We start from the raw sequence: 17252 nt of genomic DNA, 5'->3' as shown, positions 1-17252 counted from the left end.
ACGATCCCGGCCATCGATCTCATTCTGAAACGATCAGTAACTGCGGCATCAAGCCGGGGCACATCGGACTTCACCAGATCCACCGGACTCCAGTTACGATCAACCGGTGCTGATCAGGTGGAAACGCCATGTAACGCACCATCCGCTACTTGGGGCCATCGAGTTGACGCTCGCCTGGCACGCCGTCCTGCTGCTGGTCGCGAAGGTTCTGTTGCCGCCGCTCGCGCCGGGATGGTTCCCCGACCTCGGGGCGGCCGTCGTCAACATGGTGTGCTTCGGCGCGGTCATGCTCCTGCTGTGGAGGTGGGGCCGGCTTCGCGAGTCCGGGGTTGCCGCCCTGGGCGTGGCGCGCCGCTGGTGGCTCGCTGCGCCCCTGCTGATCGTCGCGTGCTCGTACGCCCTGGCCGGCCTCGCCGGGAGCACGACGGTGGTGGTCAGCAGTCTCGTCTCGCTGATGTGGGTCGGGATCAACGAAGAGGTCTACAGCCGCGGGCTCGTCCAGCAGGCACTCACCCCGCTCGGACCGATTCGCGCCGCGATCTGGGTCGGCGTGCTGTTCGGGGTAGGACACATCCAGAACTACCTTTTCTTCGGCCAGTCCCTGGGCGACACGCTCTGGCAGGTCCTTTCCGCCGGACTGTTCGGCTTCTGCTGCGCCGCCCTGCGGTTCGCGATCGGCTCGGTGTGGCCGATGGTGTTCGTCCACGGGTTGGACGACTTCATGCAGATCCGCTCGCCTGGGGCGGCGCCATGGTGGTGGGATGCGTTCGTGTACGCGTTCCACGCCGCGTTCGGGCTGTGGCTGCTGCGGCAGTACGGCTCGGAGACGAAGCCCGAGCGCGACCGCTCATCCGTGTCCTTGCGAACCGCTCCACCTCGCTCCCGCCCGGAAGGCCGTGGCCATGGCTCGGTCTCAGGCTGAGGTCTGCTTTGCGGTGGCTGAAGTGAGGTCCGTCTGTCGTCGGAGGTCGATGCCCAATGCCTCGGCTGCCGTTGCGGCAATGGTCGCCAAGGTGGAGGCGTCCGGGACGGTGCCGGATGGGAGTCGCTGGTTGTAGTGGAGCACGGGGACGAACTCCCTTGTGTGGAACGGATGGCCGATCGTCGGGTCGTTGCCGTGGTCGCCGGTGACGATCAGGTGATCGTCGGGGCCCATGGCCGCAAGGAGAGAGGCAAGCCCCCTGTCGACCTCCTCCAGAAGGGAGCCGTATCGCCACGCGTCCTGCTGGTGCCCGGCCAGGTCGGTTTCCTGCACGTTCGCCACGACCAGGGCATCGGCCGTGCGTGTGAGGGCCATGGAGGTCTGTTCGAGGACTTCACCGGTCTCGACGGCCGGCCGGTGCTCGGCGGACGGGCACACGATGATGTCGGCGGCCTTGCCGATGAGGGTCACCGGCAGGCCCGCCGCGGCAGCGCGTGAGGGGAGCTGCCGGGTGTGGTCGATCTCCACGGCCAGGTGGGCGACCCGGAGGCCGTCGTTGACGTAGAAACCCGAGGCGGGCGTGTCCAGTCCCGCCGTGCCGCTCGCGCCGGACCGGACGGCGCGCAGGAGCGGTGGGGGGCCGTGGCCGCCGACCGCGATCACCCGGGCCGTCGGGGCCACCGTCCGGACCGTCCGCGCGATGGACAGGATCGACTCGAACGGCAGGTCGTCGAGGCGGCCGCTGACGTTCCAACTGAGGCCCGGATCGGCTTCGAGGTTGTCGCCGACGACGGCCCCCTCGTCGACGAGGAGGACGGGGAGGGCGTCCAGCGGATGTGCCTCATGCCCGGCCGCGTGCAGTGCGGCCGCGACCATGTCGATGTGGTCGGAGAACAGGGCGAGGGCCGTCCCGCTCATGTCGGTGCCCATCATCGTCTGGTGGCCGCTGAAGGTGTCCGCGCCCGGGTATCCGAGGGCGGACCGTCCCGCGGACGCCCCGGCGGCGATGGGAGAGGCCAGGCTCTCGTGCGGATGCAGCAGTCCGAGTCCAAGCGCGCCGAGCGCGGGAAGGCGCAGTGTTCCGCCGGCGGTGTCCAGGACGTGGCCGAGGGTGTGCGCGGCGGCGTCGCCGGGACGCGAGGCGGACGCGCCCGGCATGGCACCGATGCCGAGGCCGTCGACCACGAGGATGGCGACTCGGGTCACCAGGGCCTCCCGTGCGAGTCCGACAGGCCGAGGAGCCGGGGCCTGCCCGAGGAGACCCCTTGCAGGGCGCCGACCGCGCTGCGGGTGACGAAGATCTGCGTGCGGAAGGAGAGGACGGCGGTGTCGCCGACGCGGAGTGGCGCCCCCGAGGACGGGGCGCCCAGAAGGCGGTAGTAGTCGATGTTCTCGGGCGGAGCGGGTTCGACGGGGAGGGTGAACGGCTCGCCGGCGCTGGGGAACACGAGGGCCTCGTCCGGTCGGCCTCGCGGGTAGAAGCCGCCTCCGAAGACCGCGGGCCGGCCGTCCGGGAGGATGTGCGCGATCTCGGAGACGTAGACCATCGCGGGCTGTTCGGGCTGGGTGAGGTCGGTGGCGTGCAGCGGGGTCGTCGCGGTGAGCGCGTGACCGGGCTCACCGTGGGTGACGCCGTGCGCGGCCAGCAACGGGATGCTCGCGGTCGCCGTCGCGCTGGGCGCGCTGACGACGCTGATGGGCGACCCGGCCGCAGCGAGGCGGGACTTGGCGGTCAGGAGGGTCCGCAGGTTCGGGGTGGGTGCGATCGCCGCGGACGACTCGTCGTAGAGCAGGCAGGGGAACGAGGTGACGCCTTCGAGGGTCACGGCGTCCATGTCCCGGACCTCGGCGGCGAACTTCTCGACATCGGGCAGAGGGACGCCGCCCTCCTGCCCCGGGTAGATCTGGTCGGTCGCGGCGACCACCCGGGCCAGCAGCGGCTGGGTGATCCCGAGGTGCTCCGCGGCGGCGGACACCGCGCGGGCCTGATCGACTCCGAAGACGGTGACGTACTCGGGGCGCCGGGCCAGCACGTCCCGCATGGCGTTGAACGGGAGTTGGACGAGGTGGCCGACGTTGCCCAGCCCGGCCCCGGCGTCCTGGATCGCGCGGGCGTCGCGCAGGTCGATGGCGGCGGCGAGGGGAAGATGCTCGGCCACCGTCCGGATCACGTGCGGGTTGCGTCCCACCTGTTTGAACACCGGCCACAGCCGGACGTCGTGGGCGGCGCCCACCGCGGCGAGCGTCGCGGCGTTGGCGGCGACCGCCTCCAGGTCGATCAGGTAGGTGTCGGGTGGGATGCGGCCGGCATGGTGGAGTTCCGCGGCGGCCTCCACGAGCCGCGGGTTGCGCGCCAGCGTCGCGGTCAGGAACACCGGACCTCCCGCAGCGCTCCGGCCAGGATCTTGATGACGAGGTCCGCGCCCGACCGCATCGGGTTGATCCGGATCGTCCAGTCGGCCAGCTCCGGGGTATCGGCGAGGAAGGTCTCGGAGAGCCGGTAGAAGAGCGGGGTGATCTCGTACCGGGAGTTCGCTCCGACCGGGTAGGTAGCCGCCCCGAACCGTGCGGCCGCCTCGATGACCCGCCGGGCCACGGGGGCGTCCAGCCGCACGAGCACGCACCGGTCCTGCGCGTTGGCGACGCAGACCTGGGCGACCCCGGGAACCTCGCCGGCGTCCAGCCGCTCGGCGATCTCGGTGACGACCGCGGACTGCACGGCCCACAGGACGGGGACGTGGGTCAGCGCGCGCAGTGCGTCGAGCGCCTGCGGCCCCTGGACCTGGCCGCCGCCCGAGTAGTTGTCGGCGTGCACGCGGTCGACGAGGTCGCGCGAGCCGACGACCAGCCCGACGCCTTCGGGGCCGAGCAGCTTGAACATTGACAGCGCCGACGCCTCCGCGCCCATCTCGACACCGGTGCGGGGGACGCGGAACGCCGCGTAGTTGTCGTCGACCAGCGCGTGGACGCCCAGGGCCGCGTACCGTGCGATCACGTCGGCCGGATCATAGGAGTCGTCAGGGCGCTGCCTGGAATGCTGGATGTAGACGTAGGGGGCCGCCGCCTCGGCCGGGGATGTGTTGAAGTCGGTCTCGACCAGGTCGAGCCCCATCGAACGGAAGGTCGTCGCGGTCGTCGCGTAGGCGGGGGAAGCGTGCACGACCAGGCGGTCGCCCGGTGCGAGGGCCGCGGTGAGCATGGCCCTGATCGCGCCGCTGCCCGCGCCCTGGACGAGGACCGCCGCGGGGGCGCCGAGGAAGTCGGCCAGTGCCTCCTCCGTCCGGCGGGTGGCATCGGGCCGCCCCCACCGCGGCGTCACGCCGACGTCGGCCGAGAACAGCCGCTGCCCGTCGAAATGGTCCGCCACGCATTCCAGCAGCCGGAACTGCCGGGCCATCGCCTCCTCCAAGGGGACGGTCGGCAGCGGGTGGGTCTCGCGCAGCTCCGGCGCGGTCATCGGGCCTCCCCCGAGGTCAGGAACCGGACGGGATTGTCGTGCAGGATCAGGCGCAGGGTCGTCTCGTCGACGCCCGCGGCCGCCAGCCGGGGCGCGAAGGAACGCAGGACGGTGCCGTAACCGCCGCCGCCGTTCGCCGTCAGGTAGCCGGCGCGGGAGACGTCCGCGCTGAGCAGGAGCCGGTCGGCGTGGCCGGCCTCGATTAGGTCGAGCGCCCGCCGGAGCCGGACGTCGTCGCTCTGGTAGGACGTCTTGCCGATCGTGTCGAAGGCGACGTACGCGCCGGCTTCGGCGATCTTGCGGTGGGTCAGGGCGTCGTCCAGGAGGTCCTGGTGACCGATGCTGATCCGGCCAGGGGCGACTCCCCCGGCGGTCAGCACGTCGAGCTGCGCGAGTCCGCCGCGGCCAAGATGGGCGTGCGTGGCGAGCGGCAGATCCGAGTGGAGGGCGGCCCGGGCGGCGGCCTGCAGGCAGCGCTTCTCGTCCCCCGAGGGCGTCGGGCCGCTCGTGCCGACCTCACCGATCACGCCCGGCCGGACGGCGGTGCCGTCCAGACCGTTCTCGATCTCGTCGAGCAGCCGGCGGGTCAGGTCCGCGATACTCGATCCGGCGACGTAGGACGGGTGGAAGGCGGCGTGGTAGAACCCGGTCGCCGCCACCACCGCCACTCCGGCCCGCTCACTGATCCGGGCGAGCGCGGCGGCGTCCCGTCCCATGCCGAGACAGGTCAGCTCCACGACGACCGCGAGGCCGTGCGAGCGCCGCAGCGCCGCCAGTTCGCCGGCGACCGCCGTCTCCTCGTCGAGGAGCGCCGCGGGATCCGGTGCCCGGCCCGCGGGCCCGCGCAGGTCGACGCGCAGATGCTCGTGGGCGAGCACCGGTCCGTCCGGTACTGGGACCTCCCCGAGTACGGTCCTCAGCCTCATGTCATCCCTTCAGCGGAGTGAACAGATCCAGCCAGTGCAGAACGTTCAGCGCGATCCCGGCGACGACGACCGCGGCCGGGCCCGCCGCGAGCCGGACGACCGGCCGTCCGAGCGACTCGTTCAGCAGGTAGAGTCCGCCGACGAGGGCGATGCCGAGCCCGCCGCCCATCTTCGCGGCGGCGGCGATCGCGCCGAAGAGGATCGCGATCTCCAGGGTCTTGCCGATCGCGTCGCGCAGATGGTCCGAGGCGTCCCGGATCGACGGGAGCATCGCCAGGCCTTTGCCGATGTAGGACAGTGCCAGGATCTCCACCGTGAGCAGCACGGCGCCGCCCAGGGCGGCCACCACCACGTTGGGCGCCAGGTAGGCCAGCGGATAGATGAAGGTGAAACCGACGATCTGGTACGCGCCGCTGGCCAGCGCGGTCGTCGCGATGAGCGGCAGGAAACCGAACGCCCGGTAGAAGTCGACCTGCGCGGCCTCCCCGTAGTCGCCCTTGGCCACCAGGAAGCTCGTCGCCTCGCCGCCGCCGAAGATGTGCAGGTTCACCATCGCGGCGAGGGCGGCGCCGAGCAACGCGAACCACGGCAGGTGGCGGCGGAGCCGTTCCGCGTTCGCGCCGAACAACGACGCGACCGGGTCCGCGGCGGGCTTCTCGTCCACCGAGGTCTGGGGCGGGATCGTCGCGGCCCCGGGCGCGTCCGCACGCTCCGCGGCGGCCGCGGCGCCGACCGTGCGCCGCTCCCGGACGTCCTTGGCCAGGGCGAACCCGAGCAGCATCAGCACGCCCGCGGCCATCGCCAGCGCACCTGGGAACTGGTCGGGCCACACCTTCATGGAAAGGACCACGAAGGCGACCTCCACGGCGAAGGAGACGAGCCCGTGCACCCGCCCGAACTGGGTCGCGATCGCGATCACCGGAAACAGCAGGAACATGAACAGGATCGGCGTCGCCATCTCCTGCATCGCGGTGAGGAAGTCCACCGGCAGGTCATGTGCCGCGTTGTTCGCCCCGGACAGCCCGAAGGCGACGAGCGCACCCCAGGCCCCGCCGAGGATGGGGGCCGCCCAGCGCCGCGGCGCGAAGATGCCGAGGATGTCGGTCGGCAGGAACAGCAGCCAGGGGTTCAGCACCCCGGTCGACAGCGCCATGGGGGCGCCGAGCCCGAACACGAACCCGGCCGACAGGCCGAACGACACAGCGGTCATCTCGCCGCGGTTGGTGTTGCCTCGGATGAAGTCCAGCAGGAAGGGACGGACGCCGTCGTTGAAGACGGCGAGCGCCATGTTCGAGATCAGCGCGGTGAGCGCGCAGACGGCGACGACGGTGAGGGCCTGCGGCACGGAGAAGTCGAGTTTGTCCGCCGCAGCGGCATAGGAGAGGGCGTAGGGCATGGCTGCCTCCGAGGGGAATTTTCAGGACGGGCCGATCACCCGTTCCGCCGCCGTTCGTTGATGGCGCCGGCCAGGACCGGGACGACCTGGTCGGCCTGGTCGACGGAGAAGCCGAAGGCGACCTTGCCCTCGGCGAGCGCGGCCTCGGCGTCGGCCGAAGCGGCCTGACCTCGGCCGAAGGTGAAGCATCGGGCGGCGCCGAGCAGCCCGACGAGCACACCCAGGGAGCCCCCGGCCCCGGTGTGGCACGTTCCGATGTAGTAGTCGGCCTGGCCGGCCATCAGCCGCGTGGCGGCGTCCATGTCGTTGGTCACGACGACCTCGAAGCCGCCGATCTCCTCCAGCCGCCTCGCCACGTCGGCCTTGCCGACACCGCCCACCAGGATCTTCGTCATCGCGTCGCCTCCCGTTGTCCGAACAGGGCCAGATGCAGGGCGAGGAAGCGCACTTCCTGCTCGGGCAGGCCGGCGCCCAGCGCGGACCGGGCCCGTGCGGCCAGCGCCCTCGCGCGTTCCACCGCGTCCGGGTGGCCGGCCAGTTCCGCCCGGACGGTCTCGTCCGCCGGGAACTCGGTCAGCGCCGCGCCGTCACGGGCGCGCTGCAGGGCCAGCAGCAGATGGCTGACCAGCGTCCCCGCGCTGTCCTCGGTGACGTGGCCGCCCGCCGTGTCGAGCGCCCCGAGCTCGTCCCGTACGAACCGGCAGATGTCCGGCGCGGCCTGACCGGTCCGTTCGAAGATGTCGAGCCGCTCCGCCAGCAGCCGATCCATGGTGGTCTCCTTCAGTACGAGGGCAGCCGGTCGCCGGTCAGGACGGCCTGCTGCGTGCGGGTCACGAGATCGGCCGAGATGCGGCCGCGGACCGCGTCCAGCGCCGGGGAGTCGTCGGCGCGGACGGCCAGGACCGCGCTGGAGTTGCGGTCCGCGAGGTCCGCGGAGGTCACCTCGTCGAACGGGATGGTCGTGCAGTCCTCGCCGATGTGCTGGTGGACCTCGTCCAGGTTCCACACCGAGGCGTCCACCTCGCCCCGGCGGAACAGTTCGCCCAGCTGCATGTACGAGGTCTCGACGTACCGGACGGACCGCCCGGAGAAGACCAGCCGGGTGAGCTCCTGCTGGTCGGCGGAACTGGTGTCGACCGCCACGGCCAGCTCCGGATCGTCCAGCGACACCCCCGCCCGGAGCAGCACCCCGTGCGCGCCGACGTACGTCCGCGGACCGAGGTCGGCGAGCCTGGCGATGGGGAACCCCTCGCCGAACTCCTCGAACGCCAGCCGGGACACCGCGATCAGATCGACCTTCCCGTCCATGAGCGCGTCGAGCCGCGCCTGCGCCCCGCGCATGAACGTCAGCGCGAACGGGATCTCGGCGTCCTCGAACGCCGCCCGCAGGCCCGTCGCCAGCCCCTCGTACCGGCGCGAGTACGGCAGCGGCATCGCGGCGAGCATCGTCCCGAGCCCGGCCAGCTGCCACAGCCCGGCCCGGTCGAGCTCCCGGAGGTAGGTGCCGAGGTGCCCGCGCGCCTCCGTCCGTACGGCGCCGGTGTTCTCCAGCAGCTGCAAGGCCGCCTGCACCGTGCCGTTGCCGACCCCGAGCCGCTGCGCGTAGTCGCGGATCCTCGGCAACCGCGAATCCGGCTGCTGGTTGAGCAACTCCGCCGCCAGCCGACGAGCCGCCAACCCGTTCCGCGTCAGGAACCGTGCGTCCAACATGGCTCGGAACAATAACCAGGATCCTGTACAAGAACAAGAGGCCGACCGATCTGGCCGGCGGACCCCATCTCGGCCAGGTCCCGGTGGAGCCTCGTGGTCACCTCAATTGCGTATCAAGTGGATCTCCAGACGGTCGCTCGTATGGATCTTTCGAGATGCCGCCCTGCGGAGTCCGCAGGCACTCAAGCAGGCGACACACGCTGGTGGCGTGACGCGGTCATCTACCAGATCTATATACGCAGCTTCGCCGACGCCGACGGGGACGGCATCGGCGACCTGGACGGGATCCGCAGCCGGCTTCCTTATCTGGCCGCGCTCGGCGTGGACGCATTGTGGATCACACCGTTCTACGATTCGCCGATGGTCGACGGCGGCTACGACGTCACGGACTACCGCTCGGTGGATCCGACGTTCGGCACGCTCGCCGACGCCGCCGGCCTGATCAGGGACGCGCACGACCTGAAGCTGCGAGTCATCGTCGACATCGTGCCCAACCACACCTCTGACCAGCATGTCTGGTTCCAGGAGGCACTGGCCGCCGGCATCTCCGGTCCGGCACGGGAGCGCTACGTCTTCCGGCCGGGGCGGGGAGCCGCCGGCGAGTTGCCGCCCAACGACTGGGAGTCGGTCTTCGGCGGTCCCGCCTGGACCCGGCTGCCCGACGGACAGTGGTACCTGCACCTGTTCGCTCCGCAGCAGCCCGACCTGAACTGGGAGCACCCAGATGTGCGCGCCGAGTTCGACGATGTCCTGCGATTCTGGCTGGACCTGGGGGCCGACGGATTCCGCATCGATGTGGCACACGGCATGGTCAAGGCGGCCGGGCTACCCGACGTCGGTGACGCGCCGCAGTCGCGGCTGCTGGGACGGGGCAAGGTGCCGTACTTCGACCAGGATGGAGTGCACGATATCCATCGAGGCTGGCGACGGCTGCTCGACTCCTACCCGGGAGAGCGGATCGGGGTCGCGGAGGCGTGGGCACCCTCACTCGACCGGCTCGCCAACTACGTACGGCTGGACGAGTTGCACCAGGTGTTCAACTTCGACTACATGAGGACCGACTGGGACGCCGGTGCACTGCGCTCGGTGATCGAGAAGTCCCTGGCCTCGACCGGCTCCGTCGGCGCACCCACCACCTGGGTGCTGTCCAACCACGATGTCCAGCGGCATGTCACCCGCTATGGCGACGGCGACCTCGGATGGCGGCGGGCCCGAGCGGCGGCGCTGCTCACCCTGGCGTTGCCCGGCTCGGCGTACGTGTATCAGGGAGAGGAGCTCGGCCTCCCCGAGGTGCTCGACATCCCGGCCGAGCTGCTGACCGACCCGCAGCTCGAGAGCCTCAAGGGCGGCCGGGACGGTTGCCGGGTTCCACTGCCGTGGTCCGGCAACGAGCCCCCGTTCGGGTTCGGATCGGGCGGCGGGTGGCTGCCGTCGCCGTCCGAATGGAAGTCGCTCACCGTGAAGGTGCAGCAGGACGACGAATCTTCGATGCTGAACCTCTACCGCCAGGCCCTCCGGATCCGGCGCGACCACCCCGCATTGGGCGACGGTGAGCTGCGCTGGCTGGACGGGCCGCCCGGTTGTCTGGTGTTCCAGCGCAGCGGTCATTCCGGCGGCCCTCGAATGCTGTGCGCGGTGAACACCGGCGACCAGAGCATCCAGATCCCGGCCCGCGGCCCCCTCCTGCTGAGCAGCCAGCCGATCCGTACGGAAAGCCAGAACGCGGTCCTCCCGCCCGACACGGCCGCCTGGTGGAGCCTTGCGCCCGACGGCGGTCACCCGCCGATCTAGATGATCATTTCTTGTCGATCAGTGTGTAGCCGCCGTGGAGCACCGGTGCGTCGGCCGCGGGGGCCATGCACTTGCCTGTGACCGCCGCTCCGGCCGCGCTTCCCCCTCCCGGATGATCAGGCTCCCCGTGCGGGCGAACCGGCGGCCTCGACGTCCGCCCGCACCGGAACGGCCAGTGGCGGTGGACCCGAGGCCGCCGTCCGACGCTCCGGTCAGGGCATCTGGTGGAGACTGCTACCGGTCACCGGTCCAGTTCGCGTCCCAAGTCCTCCAGCTCGCGTCCCAGGTCTTTCAGATCGCGCGGGTCCAAGCCGCGCAAGGCGTCCCTGAGGGCCTCCCGTTCTTCCTTGCTCAGGCCACGCACGTCGCGTCTCAAGTTCCGCAGGTGGCGCAGGTTCGGCAGATGGCGCCCCAAGTCCTCCAGGTCTCCGCCCACACGTCGCAGATCGCTCAGCGTTGATCATCTCCCTCGTTCAGGTCCCGCGCGGGACGCTGCAGGACGTCTCAGAGGAGACCGTGCGCGGCTCAGGGGTGTTGTCAGACAGGGCTTGCGCAACGTCCTGAGCCGCAACGACCGTCGGGCCCCGTGACCTGGCTTGTCACGCGGGTCCGGCGGAACGGGTTCGGGGGGACGGCTCGCCATGGTTCGGTTTGCCGTCGCGGGACGCGGCCTGGGACAGCACACCGATTCCAGCCACGGCAAGCAGGAGGGCACCGGTGACGATGTATTTGACCCCGACGCTGTAGCCCATCAGCTCCATACCGTTGTCGATCACGGCGACGACGGCACCGCCGAGGACGGCGTCCATCATCCGGCCCTTTCCGCCGAACAGGCTGGTGCCGCCGATGACCGCGGCGGCGACCGCGTAGAGCAGGACGTTGACCCCACCCGTCTCCGCGTCGACCGAGTTCGTACGCGAGGTCGCGACGATTCCGCCGATCGTGGCCATCGTGGAGCAGATGACGAACGCCGAGACGCGCACCCGGACCAGGTCGATGCCGGTCTGGCGTGCCTTCTGCGGATCGCGGCCGACCGCGTAGAGGCGGCGGCCGTAGACGGTACGGCGCAACACGAACGTCCACCACAGGAGCAGCAGCGCGATGCCTGGCACCACGATCGGGACTCCCTTGTGGGAGACCACTGCGGGGTTGGCGCTGCGTTCCAGGTTCAGCACGAACACGCAGGCCGCCGACAACCCTGTCACCGCGACGACGCGCCAGATCGCCCACATCGTCGATTCACCGGACCGTCTGTGGTGCGTGCCCTTGCGCTTGCGTCGCACCTCGATCATCCCGTACGCCAGCACGCACGCGCCCCAGACCAGCCAGCCCGTCCGAGGTGAGATCGTGCTGTTGGTGATCGCCAGCACCGTCTCGTCGGAAACCCTCAAGCCGGCGTTGCCTATGAGGACCAGGACCACCCCCTGGAGCCCCAGCAGGACCGCCAGGGTGACGATGAAGGAAGGGATGGCCGTCCTGGCGACGATCAGGCCCAGGCACAGGCCGACGACCAGTCCGGTTGCCAACGCCGCGGGCACCGCGAGATACCAGGGCAGCTCGCCGTTGTGGAGCAGGACGGCCATGACGGCGCCGCCCAGCCCGGCGGTGTAGCCGACCGACAGGTCGATCTCGCCCAGAATCAGGACGAAGATCAGCCCCATGGCGATGATCGTGACCGCCGCACCCTGGGTGATCAGGTTGGCGAAGTTGCCGGCCGACAAGAACGAGGGCCGCAAGAACGAGAAAAGAGCAGCGAAGACCACCAGGCCGGCCAGTGCGGGCACCGCGCCCAGATCGCGCTCGGCGAGACGTTTCCCACGCCGCGGGCGCCCTCCTCCCGGTGGCCTGAGGCGATCCGCCTGAGAGTTGACCGGCGGACCGGATCCAGGGTTCACAGGCACAAGCTCCGATCTACGCACGCCGACCCGTACTTGGAGCAGGCTTCGCACCAGATGCCGCGACGGGGGTGAACAAATTTTCCCCCACGGCGTATCCCGCTGCATCACAATCTGCTCTCGATTCCACCTCCTGCCCGCAGGGAGGCCCAACCCCGACAGGCCCACCGCCGGAACCGCCGGGCCCACCGGAATCATCGGGCCTGCCGGGCCGGACGGCGCGCGCGGGGTGGTTCGGCGGTAGGGCCCCGTGGTAGGGATGGCGGGCATGACCGAGACGCCCATCCCATACTCCGGCGACCACGACGGCCCCACGCGGGTCCTGCAGCTCCACACGCGCCGCGGGGTGGTGGCCAAGGCCGGCGTCACCGTCGGTATCGACGGCGCCCACTACCACCAGCCTTGGGGCAGAGTGGCCTTCGAGATCCCGGCGGACAAGCCAGTGCACGTCGCCGTGTCGCAGGGAGGCGGCCAGATCGGCGTCGCCGCCACGGTTCTCACCCCTGAGCAGCCATCTGAGCTGGAGTACCGCGGCCCGGCGGCCCTGTACCTCGCAGGCACCATCGGAACTCCCGGCACTGTGAAGCAGCGGGGCTGCCTGCTCCAACTCGCGATCTTCGCGCTTCTTCCCCTGGCGCTGGCACTCGTGATCGTGATCGGCATCCTCCTGTCCCGATGACCGCCGCCCCGGCTCTGATCCCCCACCCGCCACAGACCCGGCCGCATCGGCGGCCACCTGCATCACGCCCCTGTGCTCAAACTCGCCACTCCCCTTCTCAGGGGCGCTGGCGTTCTGCTCGCTGCCGGATCAGCTCCTCGACCGGGCTCGGCAGAGTCGTCTCGAAGTCGATCAGCTTCGCCCAGGTCGGGGTCACGACAATCCGGACCATGCCGTCTTGGTAGAGCGAACGCACCTCCGCCTCCCACTCGACCCGTTGCTCGGGAGTCATCTCGTAGGTGCTGGTCGCCTGGAGATACTCGTCCGGGATGCCATCGACGTAGTCCAACTCGGCCCGGCCCCGGATGAGCAAGATCTTGGGCGGGTGCACCTCGGTGTCGATCGTCAGGGCGACCATCGGGTTCTCGCCCAACGACCGAAGCTTCGGCGCGTTCTTCGCCGTGCACATGACGATCTCCGAGCCGTTCCAGGCGAACGCGATCGGGACGTTGCGGGGTGTGCCGTCCTTGGCGACATAGGCCAGGCGGGTCAGGTCGCGAGCCAGTAGTTCCTGACTGGTCGGCCGGTTCAGAACCTCGGTGATCTCGTTCGGTCGCACGGTTGCCTCCTGTTGTCGTTCTCGGCCCATACGGTGGATCGTTCTGGCAGGTCACTGGTCGCAGGTCGGCGGCGACCGGCGGTCAGCCGAGCTCCTCGGCCAGTGCGACGACGATGCCCTCGGGGCCGCGGACATAGCAGAGCCGGTAGCTGTCCTCGTACTGCACCACCTCGCCGACGAGTTCGGCGCCGTGGGCGAGCAGGCGGGCGATGGCGTCGTCGATGTCGTCGACCGTGAACATGATGCGGCGAATGCCCAGAGTGTTCACCGGGGCGTCCTCCGGGACGCCGCCGATCGCCTTCGGTATGTGGTACTTCGCCAGCTCGATCCGCCCGTGGCCGTCCGGGGTCCGCATCATCGCGATGTCGACGCGTTGGTCGTCGAGCCCGACAAGACGCGCCGCCCAACGCCCCTCGACCAGGGCCCTGCCCTCCAACTCCAGGCCCAGTTCGACAAAGAACGCGATGACGGCCTCAAGGTCGTCGACGATGATGCCGATATTGTCCATCCGCTGAATCGTCATGCCGGCCCTCGCTCTTTCGGTGTTCGGCGTGCTCATTTGGTGGCTTCGGTCGGGAGATCGTAGAAGCGGCGGACGCTGGAGCCGACGCGGCGCAGGTCGGTTCCGTAGATGTGCAGGGAGATGGCGGTGTCGTCGCCGATGTTGCGGACCCGGTGAATGTCGCCGGGCGGGGCGAAGCCGCTGACCTCGCCGGTCCGGTTCGCGTTGCTGCCGATCTCGGTCAGGCTGGTGCCGTCCTCGGAGAGCACGTACAGGTCCTCATACTCCACACCGGCCAGGACGCCGAACACGCACCAGGTCACGTGGTCGTGGACGCGGGTCACCGCGCCGGGCCGCCAGACGATGGCCACCATCGAGAACGAGCCGTCCGGCTCCACGTGCAGGCGGTGGCCGCTGGAGGTGCCGCGCTCGCCGGCGAGTTGATCCGCGGTGAGCAGTTCGGCCGGCGGCAGGTGCTCGTGCAACGCCTCGGCCACGTAGGACGCGGTGTCGCGCCAGCCGGCGTCGCGGGCGACGGCTCCGCGTACTGCGGTGATCAGTTCGTCCAGTTCTGCGGCGGGGCGCACGGCTAGGGTGTTCATGGTGTCTCCTTTTTCGGATGTGCTTCCAGCGTCCGCCCCGGGGGGACCCGCGGTCATCCGTGCCGACCGCAGAGCACCACGGATGCCACCACGGAAAGGGGACCCGGTGGCGGAGCGAGTATCGGAGCGGGAGGCCGAGGTGCTGGCCGCGCTTGGCGCGCGGCTGTCCAACGCGCAGATCGCCCATCGGCTGCACATATCCGTGCGCACGGTGGAGAGCCACGTGTCGTCGCTGCTGCGCAAATACGGCATGGCCGACCGGTGGGCGCTGGCGGAGCTGGCCCGCTCCGGGGAACGGGAGCCGGGTCTTGTCGTCGGCCTTCCGGCGTCCAGCACGACGTTCGTGGGCCGCGACTCCGAGCGCGCCGCCGTAATGGCCGCGCTGGAGGAGGCCCGCCTGGTGACGCTGCTGGGTCCGGGCGGCGTCGGCAAGACCCGGCTGGCCGCGGTGGCCGCCGAGAGCGCCGTCGCGTCGTTCCCGTCCGGCGGCGGGTTCGTGGACCTGGTGCCGGTACGCGACGGGTTCGTGGCCCGCGCGGTCGCGACCACGCTCGGCGTCACTGAGGGCTCGCATCAGCCTCTGGATGAGGCGGTCGCAGCACGCCTGGGTACTGGGCGGTCGCTGCTCGTACTGGACAACTGCGAGCACGTGATCGACGAGGCGGCCGAGTTCGCCGAGCGGATCCTGGCCGCCTGCCCGGGCACCCGCGTACTGGTGACCAGCCGGGAGCGGCTCGGCCTCCCGGGCGAACGCAGCGTGCCGATCGCGCCGCTGCCGCTTGGCTCGGACGCCGAGCGGCTGTTCCACGACCGGGCGCTGACCGCCGACCCGGAGTTCGTGGCGGAGCCCGCGGTGGTCGCAGACCTGTGCGCGCGGCTGGACGGCATGCCCCTGGCGATCGAGCTGGCCGCGGCGCGGGGCGCGTCGCTGGGCGCCACAGGACTGCTCGCCGCCCTGGAGGACGCGCTGCGGCTGCTGTCTGGCGGGCGCGGCGGCGACGAGCGGCACCGGTCCCTGCGAGCGGTGCTGTCGTGGAGCTACGATCTCCTCGGCGAGGAGGAGCAGGCGCTGTTCCGCCGGCTCGGGGTGTTCGTCGGGGCCTTCGATCTGGACGCGGCGGCCGCCGTCGGCGGGGACCGGGCGAGCGTCGCGGACCTGCTCGGCCGGCTGGTGGACAAGAGCCTTGTGGTGCACGTGCGCGGCCGGGTCAGCCGATGGCGCCTGCTGGAGACCGTACGAGCGTTCGCGCTGGCCGAGATGTCGGCCGCAGGCGAGGAGGACAAGACCAGGGCGCGCCACCTTCGCTGGGCCGCCGACGCGGCGTCCACGGCGGAGGGCAGGCTCGGTGATCCCGCGTGGCGGGAGGACTTCGACGCCATGGCCGCCGACCTGCGGGCCGCGCTGGCCGCATCCGGCGGTCCGGGCGAGGTGACGCATCGGCTGGCGAGCGCGCTGGCGCACCTGACCTTCGCCCGCCGGCACCTGCTGGAGTCCTTCGCGCACCACCGGACCGCCGCCGCGGTCGCGCCGGACGCCGCCTCGGCGGCACGCGATCTGCGCGCCGGAGCCGGGTGCGCGCACGTCAGCACGACGTCCAACCAGCACGTGTACGACCTGCTGCTGGAGGCGGCCGAACAGGCGCAGCGGTCCGGCGACGACCGCGGCCGGGCGATCGACCTGGCCCGCGCGGTCGAGACGGCGTGCCGGTACCCCGAGGCGTTCGAGACCGGCATACCGCACGAGCGCCTGCGCGGCCTCCTCGACGACGCGGGCAGGGCCGGGTCCGGCGACGACCCGGAGGTGGCGGCGTGCGTGACCGTGGCCCGCGCGTGGCTGGCGGGCCCGGCCAAAGGCGCGCCGGACATCGAACTCGCCTCGGCCGCCGTCGCCGCCACCCGGGCGACCGCGGACCCGGTCCTGATCAGTTCCGGGCTGTGCGCGGCGGGGACCGCGGCACTGCACGCCGGACGGCTGCGCGAGGCCAACCGCATCACCCGCGAACGCCTGCGGCTGCTGCCGTCCATGGACCGCGACGACCCGTACTGCGCGCCGGAGATCTGCAACACCTACGGCCGCGCCTGCGTCTACGCGATCATGGCCGGCGACCTGCCCGGCGGGATGGCCGCGGCGCGGGCGGGCATCGAGGACGACCTGCTGAGCGACACCCACATCACGGCCAGCCGCCTGGTCCAGCCGCTCGTGCTGACCGGCCGCTTCCGCGACGCGATCGGCTACGCCGAGCGGATGTGGGACCAGTGGGAACGCGCCGGACGGCCGGCCCCGCTGTGGATGCTCCCGGCCGTCTGCACAACGGTGCTGGCGTGCGCAATGGTCGAGGACGACGTCGCGCTGTGGCGGTCCCGCGCCGCGGAGGTGGCCGGCGGCACGCTCGGCACGGCCGCGGTCGCGGCGTTCGTCGACGCCCGCCTCGCCCTCCACGACGGCCGGTACGACGCCGCCGACCCCCTCGTACGCCAGGCCTTCGCCGTCAACGAGCCGCTGGACCCGTACCTGGCGTACGCCCGGGCGGCGGGCGCGGAACTGGCCGTGGCGGCGGGCCTGCCCGACGCCGCGGACCGGCTGGCCGCCGCATCCCCGCTCGCCGAGGAGAACGCCTGGACGGCCGCCTGCCTCGCCCGAGCGCGCGGACGCCTCCACGAAGACCCTTCCGAGCTGGCCCGCTCCATCGAAGCGTGGGAACGCTTGGACGCCCAAGCCGAAAGTGCCCACACGGAAACTTTGCGAGCCCAACTCGATGCATGAACGCGGTGAC

Annotated in this window: 17 protein-coding genes; 4 read left to right on the top strand and 13 right to left on the bottom strand. The window is 71.0% G+C overall.

The genetic code is table 11. The annotated features are described in order from the left end of the window. Positions 1 to 106 precede the first annotated feature (106 nt). Entirely contained in the window at positions 107 to 922 is an 816-nt protein-coding gene (locus tag ACQPXG_RS21260) for a lysostaphin resistance A-like protein (protein ID WP_433469440.1), read from the top strand. Here the strand turns inward: ACQPXG_RS21260 and ACQPXG_RS21255 are convergent. Genes ACQPXG_RS21255 through yhfZ form a run of 8 tightly spaced genes read right to left on the bottom strand, consistent with a single transcriptional unit; the run spans position 914 to position 8411 of the window. Continuing rightward, on the bottom strand, positions 914 to 2128 hold the full coding sequence (locus ACQPXG_RS21255; protein WP_433469439.1) for a phosphopentomutase: 1215 nt from the start codon (positions 2126 to 2128) through the stop codon (positions 914 to 916). The genes ACQPXG_RS21260 and ACQPXG_RS21255 overlap by 9 nt on opposite strands. Continuing rightward, positions 2125 to 3297: an alanine racemase gene (locus ACQPXG_RS21250; protein WP_433469438.1), complete on the bottom strand. Its 1173-nt coding sequence runs from the start codon at positions 3295 to 3297 to the stop codon at positions 2125 to 2127. The genes ACQPXG_RS21255 and ACQPXG_RS21250 overlap by 4 nt, the downstream gene beginning before the upstream one ends. Next, positions 3288 to 4379, bottom strand: coding sequence for an aminotransferase class I/II-fold pyridoxal phosphate-dependent enzyme (locus ACQPXG_RS21245; protein WP_433469437.1), 1092 nt, complete (start codon positions 4377 to 4379; stop codon positions 3288 to 3290). The genes ACQPXG_RS21250 and ACQPXG_RS21245 overlap by 10 nt, the downstream gene beginning before the upstream one ends. Beyond that, the gene (locus ACQPXG_RS21240; protein ID WP_433469436.1) at positions 4376 to 5305 is read right to left on the bottom strand and encodes a phosphotriesterase family protein; all 930 of its coding nucleotides are present in this window, start codon (positions 5303 to 5305) and stop codon (positions 4376 to 4378) included. The genes ACQPXG_RS21245 and ACQPXG_RS21240 overlap by 4 nt, the downstream gene beginning before the upstream one ends. Position 5306: 1 nt before the next feature. Further along, positions 5307 to 6701, bottom strand: a complete 1395-nt coding sequence (locus ACQPXG_RS21235) for a YhfT family protein (protein ID WP_433469435.1) — start codon at positions 6699 to 6701, stop codon at positions 5307 to 5309. 35 nt (positions 6702 to 6736) lie between these two features. Then, positions 6737 to 7096: a DUF2620 family protein gene (locus ACQPXG_RS21230; protein WP_433469434.1), complete on the bottom strand. Its 360-nt coding sequence runs from the start codon at positions 7094 to 7096 to the stop codon at positions 6737 to 6739. Beyond that, on the bottom strand, positions 7093 to 7470 hold the full coding sequence (locus ACQPXG_RS21225) for a hypothetical protein (RefSeq protein WP_433469433.1): 378 nt from the start codon (positions 7468 to 7470) through the stop codon (positions 7093 to 7095). Before ACQPXG_RS21225 ends, ACQPXG_RS21230 begins: the two co-directional genes overlap by 4 nt. Positions 7471 to 7481: 11 nt before the next feature. Then, a complete protein-coding gene (gene yhfZ / locus ACQPXG_RS21220) occupies positions 7482 to 8411 on the bottom strand; it encodes a GntR family transcriptional regulator YhfZ (RefSeq protein ID WP_433469432.1) in 930 nt (309 codons plus the stop codon). A 141-nt stretch (positions 8412 to 8552) separates the two neighbouring features. On the opposite strand from yhfZ, the gene ACQPXG_RS21215 reads away from it, so the two are divergent. Next, positions 8553 to 10202, top strand: a complete 1650-nt coding sequence (locus tag ACQPXG_RS21215) for a glycoside hydrolase family 13 protein (RefSeq protein ID WP_433469431.1) — start codon at positions 8553 to 8555, stop codon at positions 10200 to 10202. 241 nt (positions 10203 to 10443) lie between these two features. Here the strand turns inward: ACQPXG_RS21215 and ACQPXG_RS21210 are convergent, their stop codons facing one another. Next, positions 10444 to 10566: a hypothetical protein gene (locus ACQPXG_RS21210; RefSeq protein ID WP_433469430.1), complete on the bottom strand. Its 123-nt coding sequence runs from the start codon at positions 10564 to 10566 to the stop codon at positions 10444 to 10446. Between the two features lie 235 nt (positions 10567 to 10801). After that, positions 10802 to 11938 (bottom strand): sugar ABC transporter permease, encoded by a 1137-nt coding sequence (locus ACQPXG_RS21205; protein ID WP_433469429.1) that lies wholly within the window; start codon positions 11936 to 11938, stop codon positions 10802 to 10804. A gap of 427 nt (positions 11939 to 12365) precedes the next feature. Here ACQPXG_RS21205 and ACQPXG_RS21200 point away from each other — a divergent pair, with 427 nt between their 5' ends. After that, entirely contained in the window at positions 12366 to 12776 is a 411-nt protein-coding gene (locus ACQPXG_RS21200) for a hypothetical protein (RefSeq protein WP_433469428.1), read from the top strand. Between the two features lie 97 nt (positions 12777 to 12873). Here the strand turns inward: ACQPXG_RS21200 and ACQPXG_RS21195 are convergent, their stop codons facing one another. From ACQPXG_RS21195 to ACQPXG_RS21185, 3 genes are all read right to left on the bottom strand, one after another. After that, positions 12874 to 13374: a pyridoxamine 5'-phosphate oxidase family protein gene (locus tag ACQPXG_RS21195; RefSeq protein ID WP_433469427.1), complete on the bottom strand. Its 501-nt coding sequence runs from the start codon at positions 13372 to 13374 to the stop codon at positions 12874 to 12876. An 82-nt stretch (positions 13375 to 13456) separates the two neighbouring features. Beyond that, the gene (locus tag ACQPXG_RS21190) at positions 13457 to 13882 is read right to left on the bottom strand and encodes a VOC family protein (protein ID WP_433469426.1); all 426 of its coding nucleotides are present in this window, start codon (positions 13880 to 13882) and stop codon (positions 13457 to 13459) included. Between the two features lie 47 nt (positions 13883 to 13929). Further along, positions 13930 to 14478 (bottom strand): cysteine dioxygenase, encoded by a 549-nt coding sequence (locus tag ACQPXG_RS21185; protein ID WP_433469425.1) that lies wholly within the window; start codon positions 14476 to 14478, stop codon positions 13930 to 13932. A 106-nt stretch (positions 14479 to 14584) separates the two neighbouring features. Here ACQPXG_RS21185 and ACQPXG_RS21180 point away from each other — a divergent pair, with 106 nt between their 5' ends. Next, positions 14585 to 17242: an ATP-binding protein gene (locus ACQPXG_RS21180; RefSeq protein WP_433469424.1), complete on the top strand. Its 2658-nt coding sequence runs from the start codon at positions 14585 to 14587 to the stop codon at positions 17240 to 17242. Positions 17243 to 17252 lie beyond the last annotated feature (10 nt).

Source organism: Spirillospora sp. CA-128828, from assembly GCF_050945415.1.
Lineage (GTDB): Bacteria > Actinomycetota > Actinomycetes > Streptosporangiales > Streptosporangiaceae > Spirillospora.
The sequence above is the reverse complement of the archived record's forward strand: the minus strand, read 5'-3'. Positions and strand labels throughout refer to the sequence as shown.

What these genes read in the sequence shown, in the direction of transcription:
- ACQPXG_RS21245 (WP_433469437.1), bottom strand. Translation starts at nt 4,379, where the DNA reads ATGACCGCGCCGGAGCTGCGCGAGACCCACCCGCTGCCGACCGTCCCC.
- ACQPXG_RS21230 (WP_433469434.1), bottom strand. Translation starts at nt 7,096, where the DNA reads ATGACGAAGATCCTGGTGGGCGGTGTCGGCAAGGCCGACGTGGCGAGG.
- ACQPXG_RS21240 (WP_433469436.1), bottom strand. Translation starts at nt 5,305, where the DNA reads ATGAGGCTGAGGACCGTACTCGGGGAGGTCCCAGTACCGGACGGACCG.
- ACQPXG_RS21215 (WP_433469431.1), top strand. Translation starts at nt 8,553, where the DNA reads ATGGATCTTTCGAGATGCCGCCCTGCGGAGTCCGCAGGCACTCAAGCA.
- ACQPXG_RS21185 (WP_433469425.1), bottom strand. Translation starts at nt 14,478, where the DNA reads ATGAACACCCTAGCCGTGCGCCCCGCCGCAGAACTGGACGAACTGATC.
- ACQPXG_RS21235 (WP_433469435.1), bottom strand. Translation starts at nt 6,701, where the DNA reads ATGCCCTACGCCCTCTCCTATGCCGCTGCGGCGGACAAACTCGACTTC.
- ACQPXG_RS21200 (WP_433469428.1), top strand. Translation starts at nt 12,366, where the DNA reads ATGACCGAGACGCCCATCCCATACTCCGGCGACCACGACGGCCCCACG.
- yhfZ (WP_433469432.1), bottom strand. Translation starts at nt 8,411, where the DNA reads ATGTTGGACGCACGGTTCCTGACGCGGAACGGGTTGGCGGCTCGTCGG.
- ACQPXG_RS21190 (WP_433469426.1), bottom strand. Translation starts at nt 13,882, where the DNA reads ATGGACAATATCGGCATCATCGTCGACGACCTTGAGGCCGTCATCGCG.
- ACQPXG_RS21225 (WP_433469433.1), bottom strand. Translation starts at nt 7,470, where the DNA reads ATGGATCGGCTGCTGGCGGAGCGGCTCGACATCTTCGAACGGACCGGT.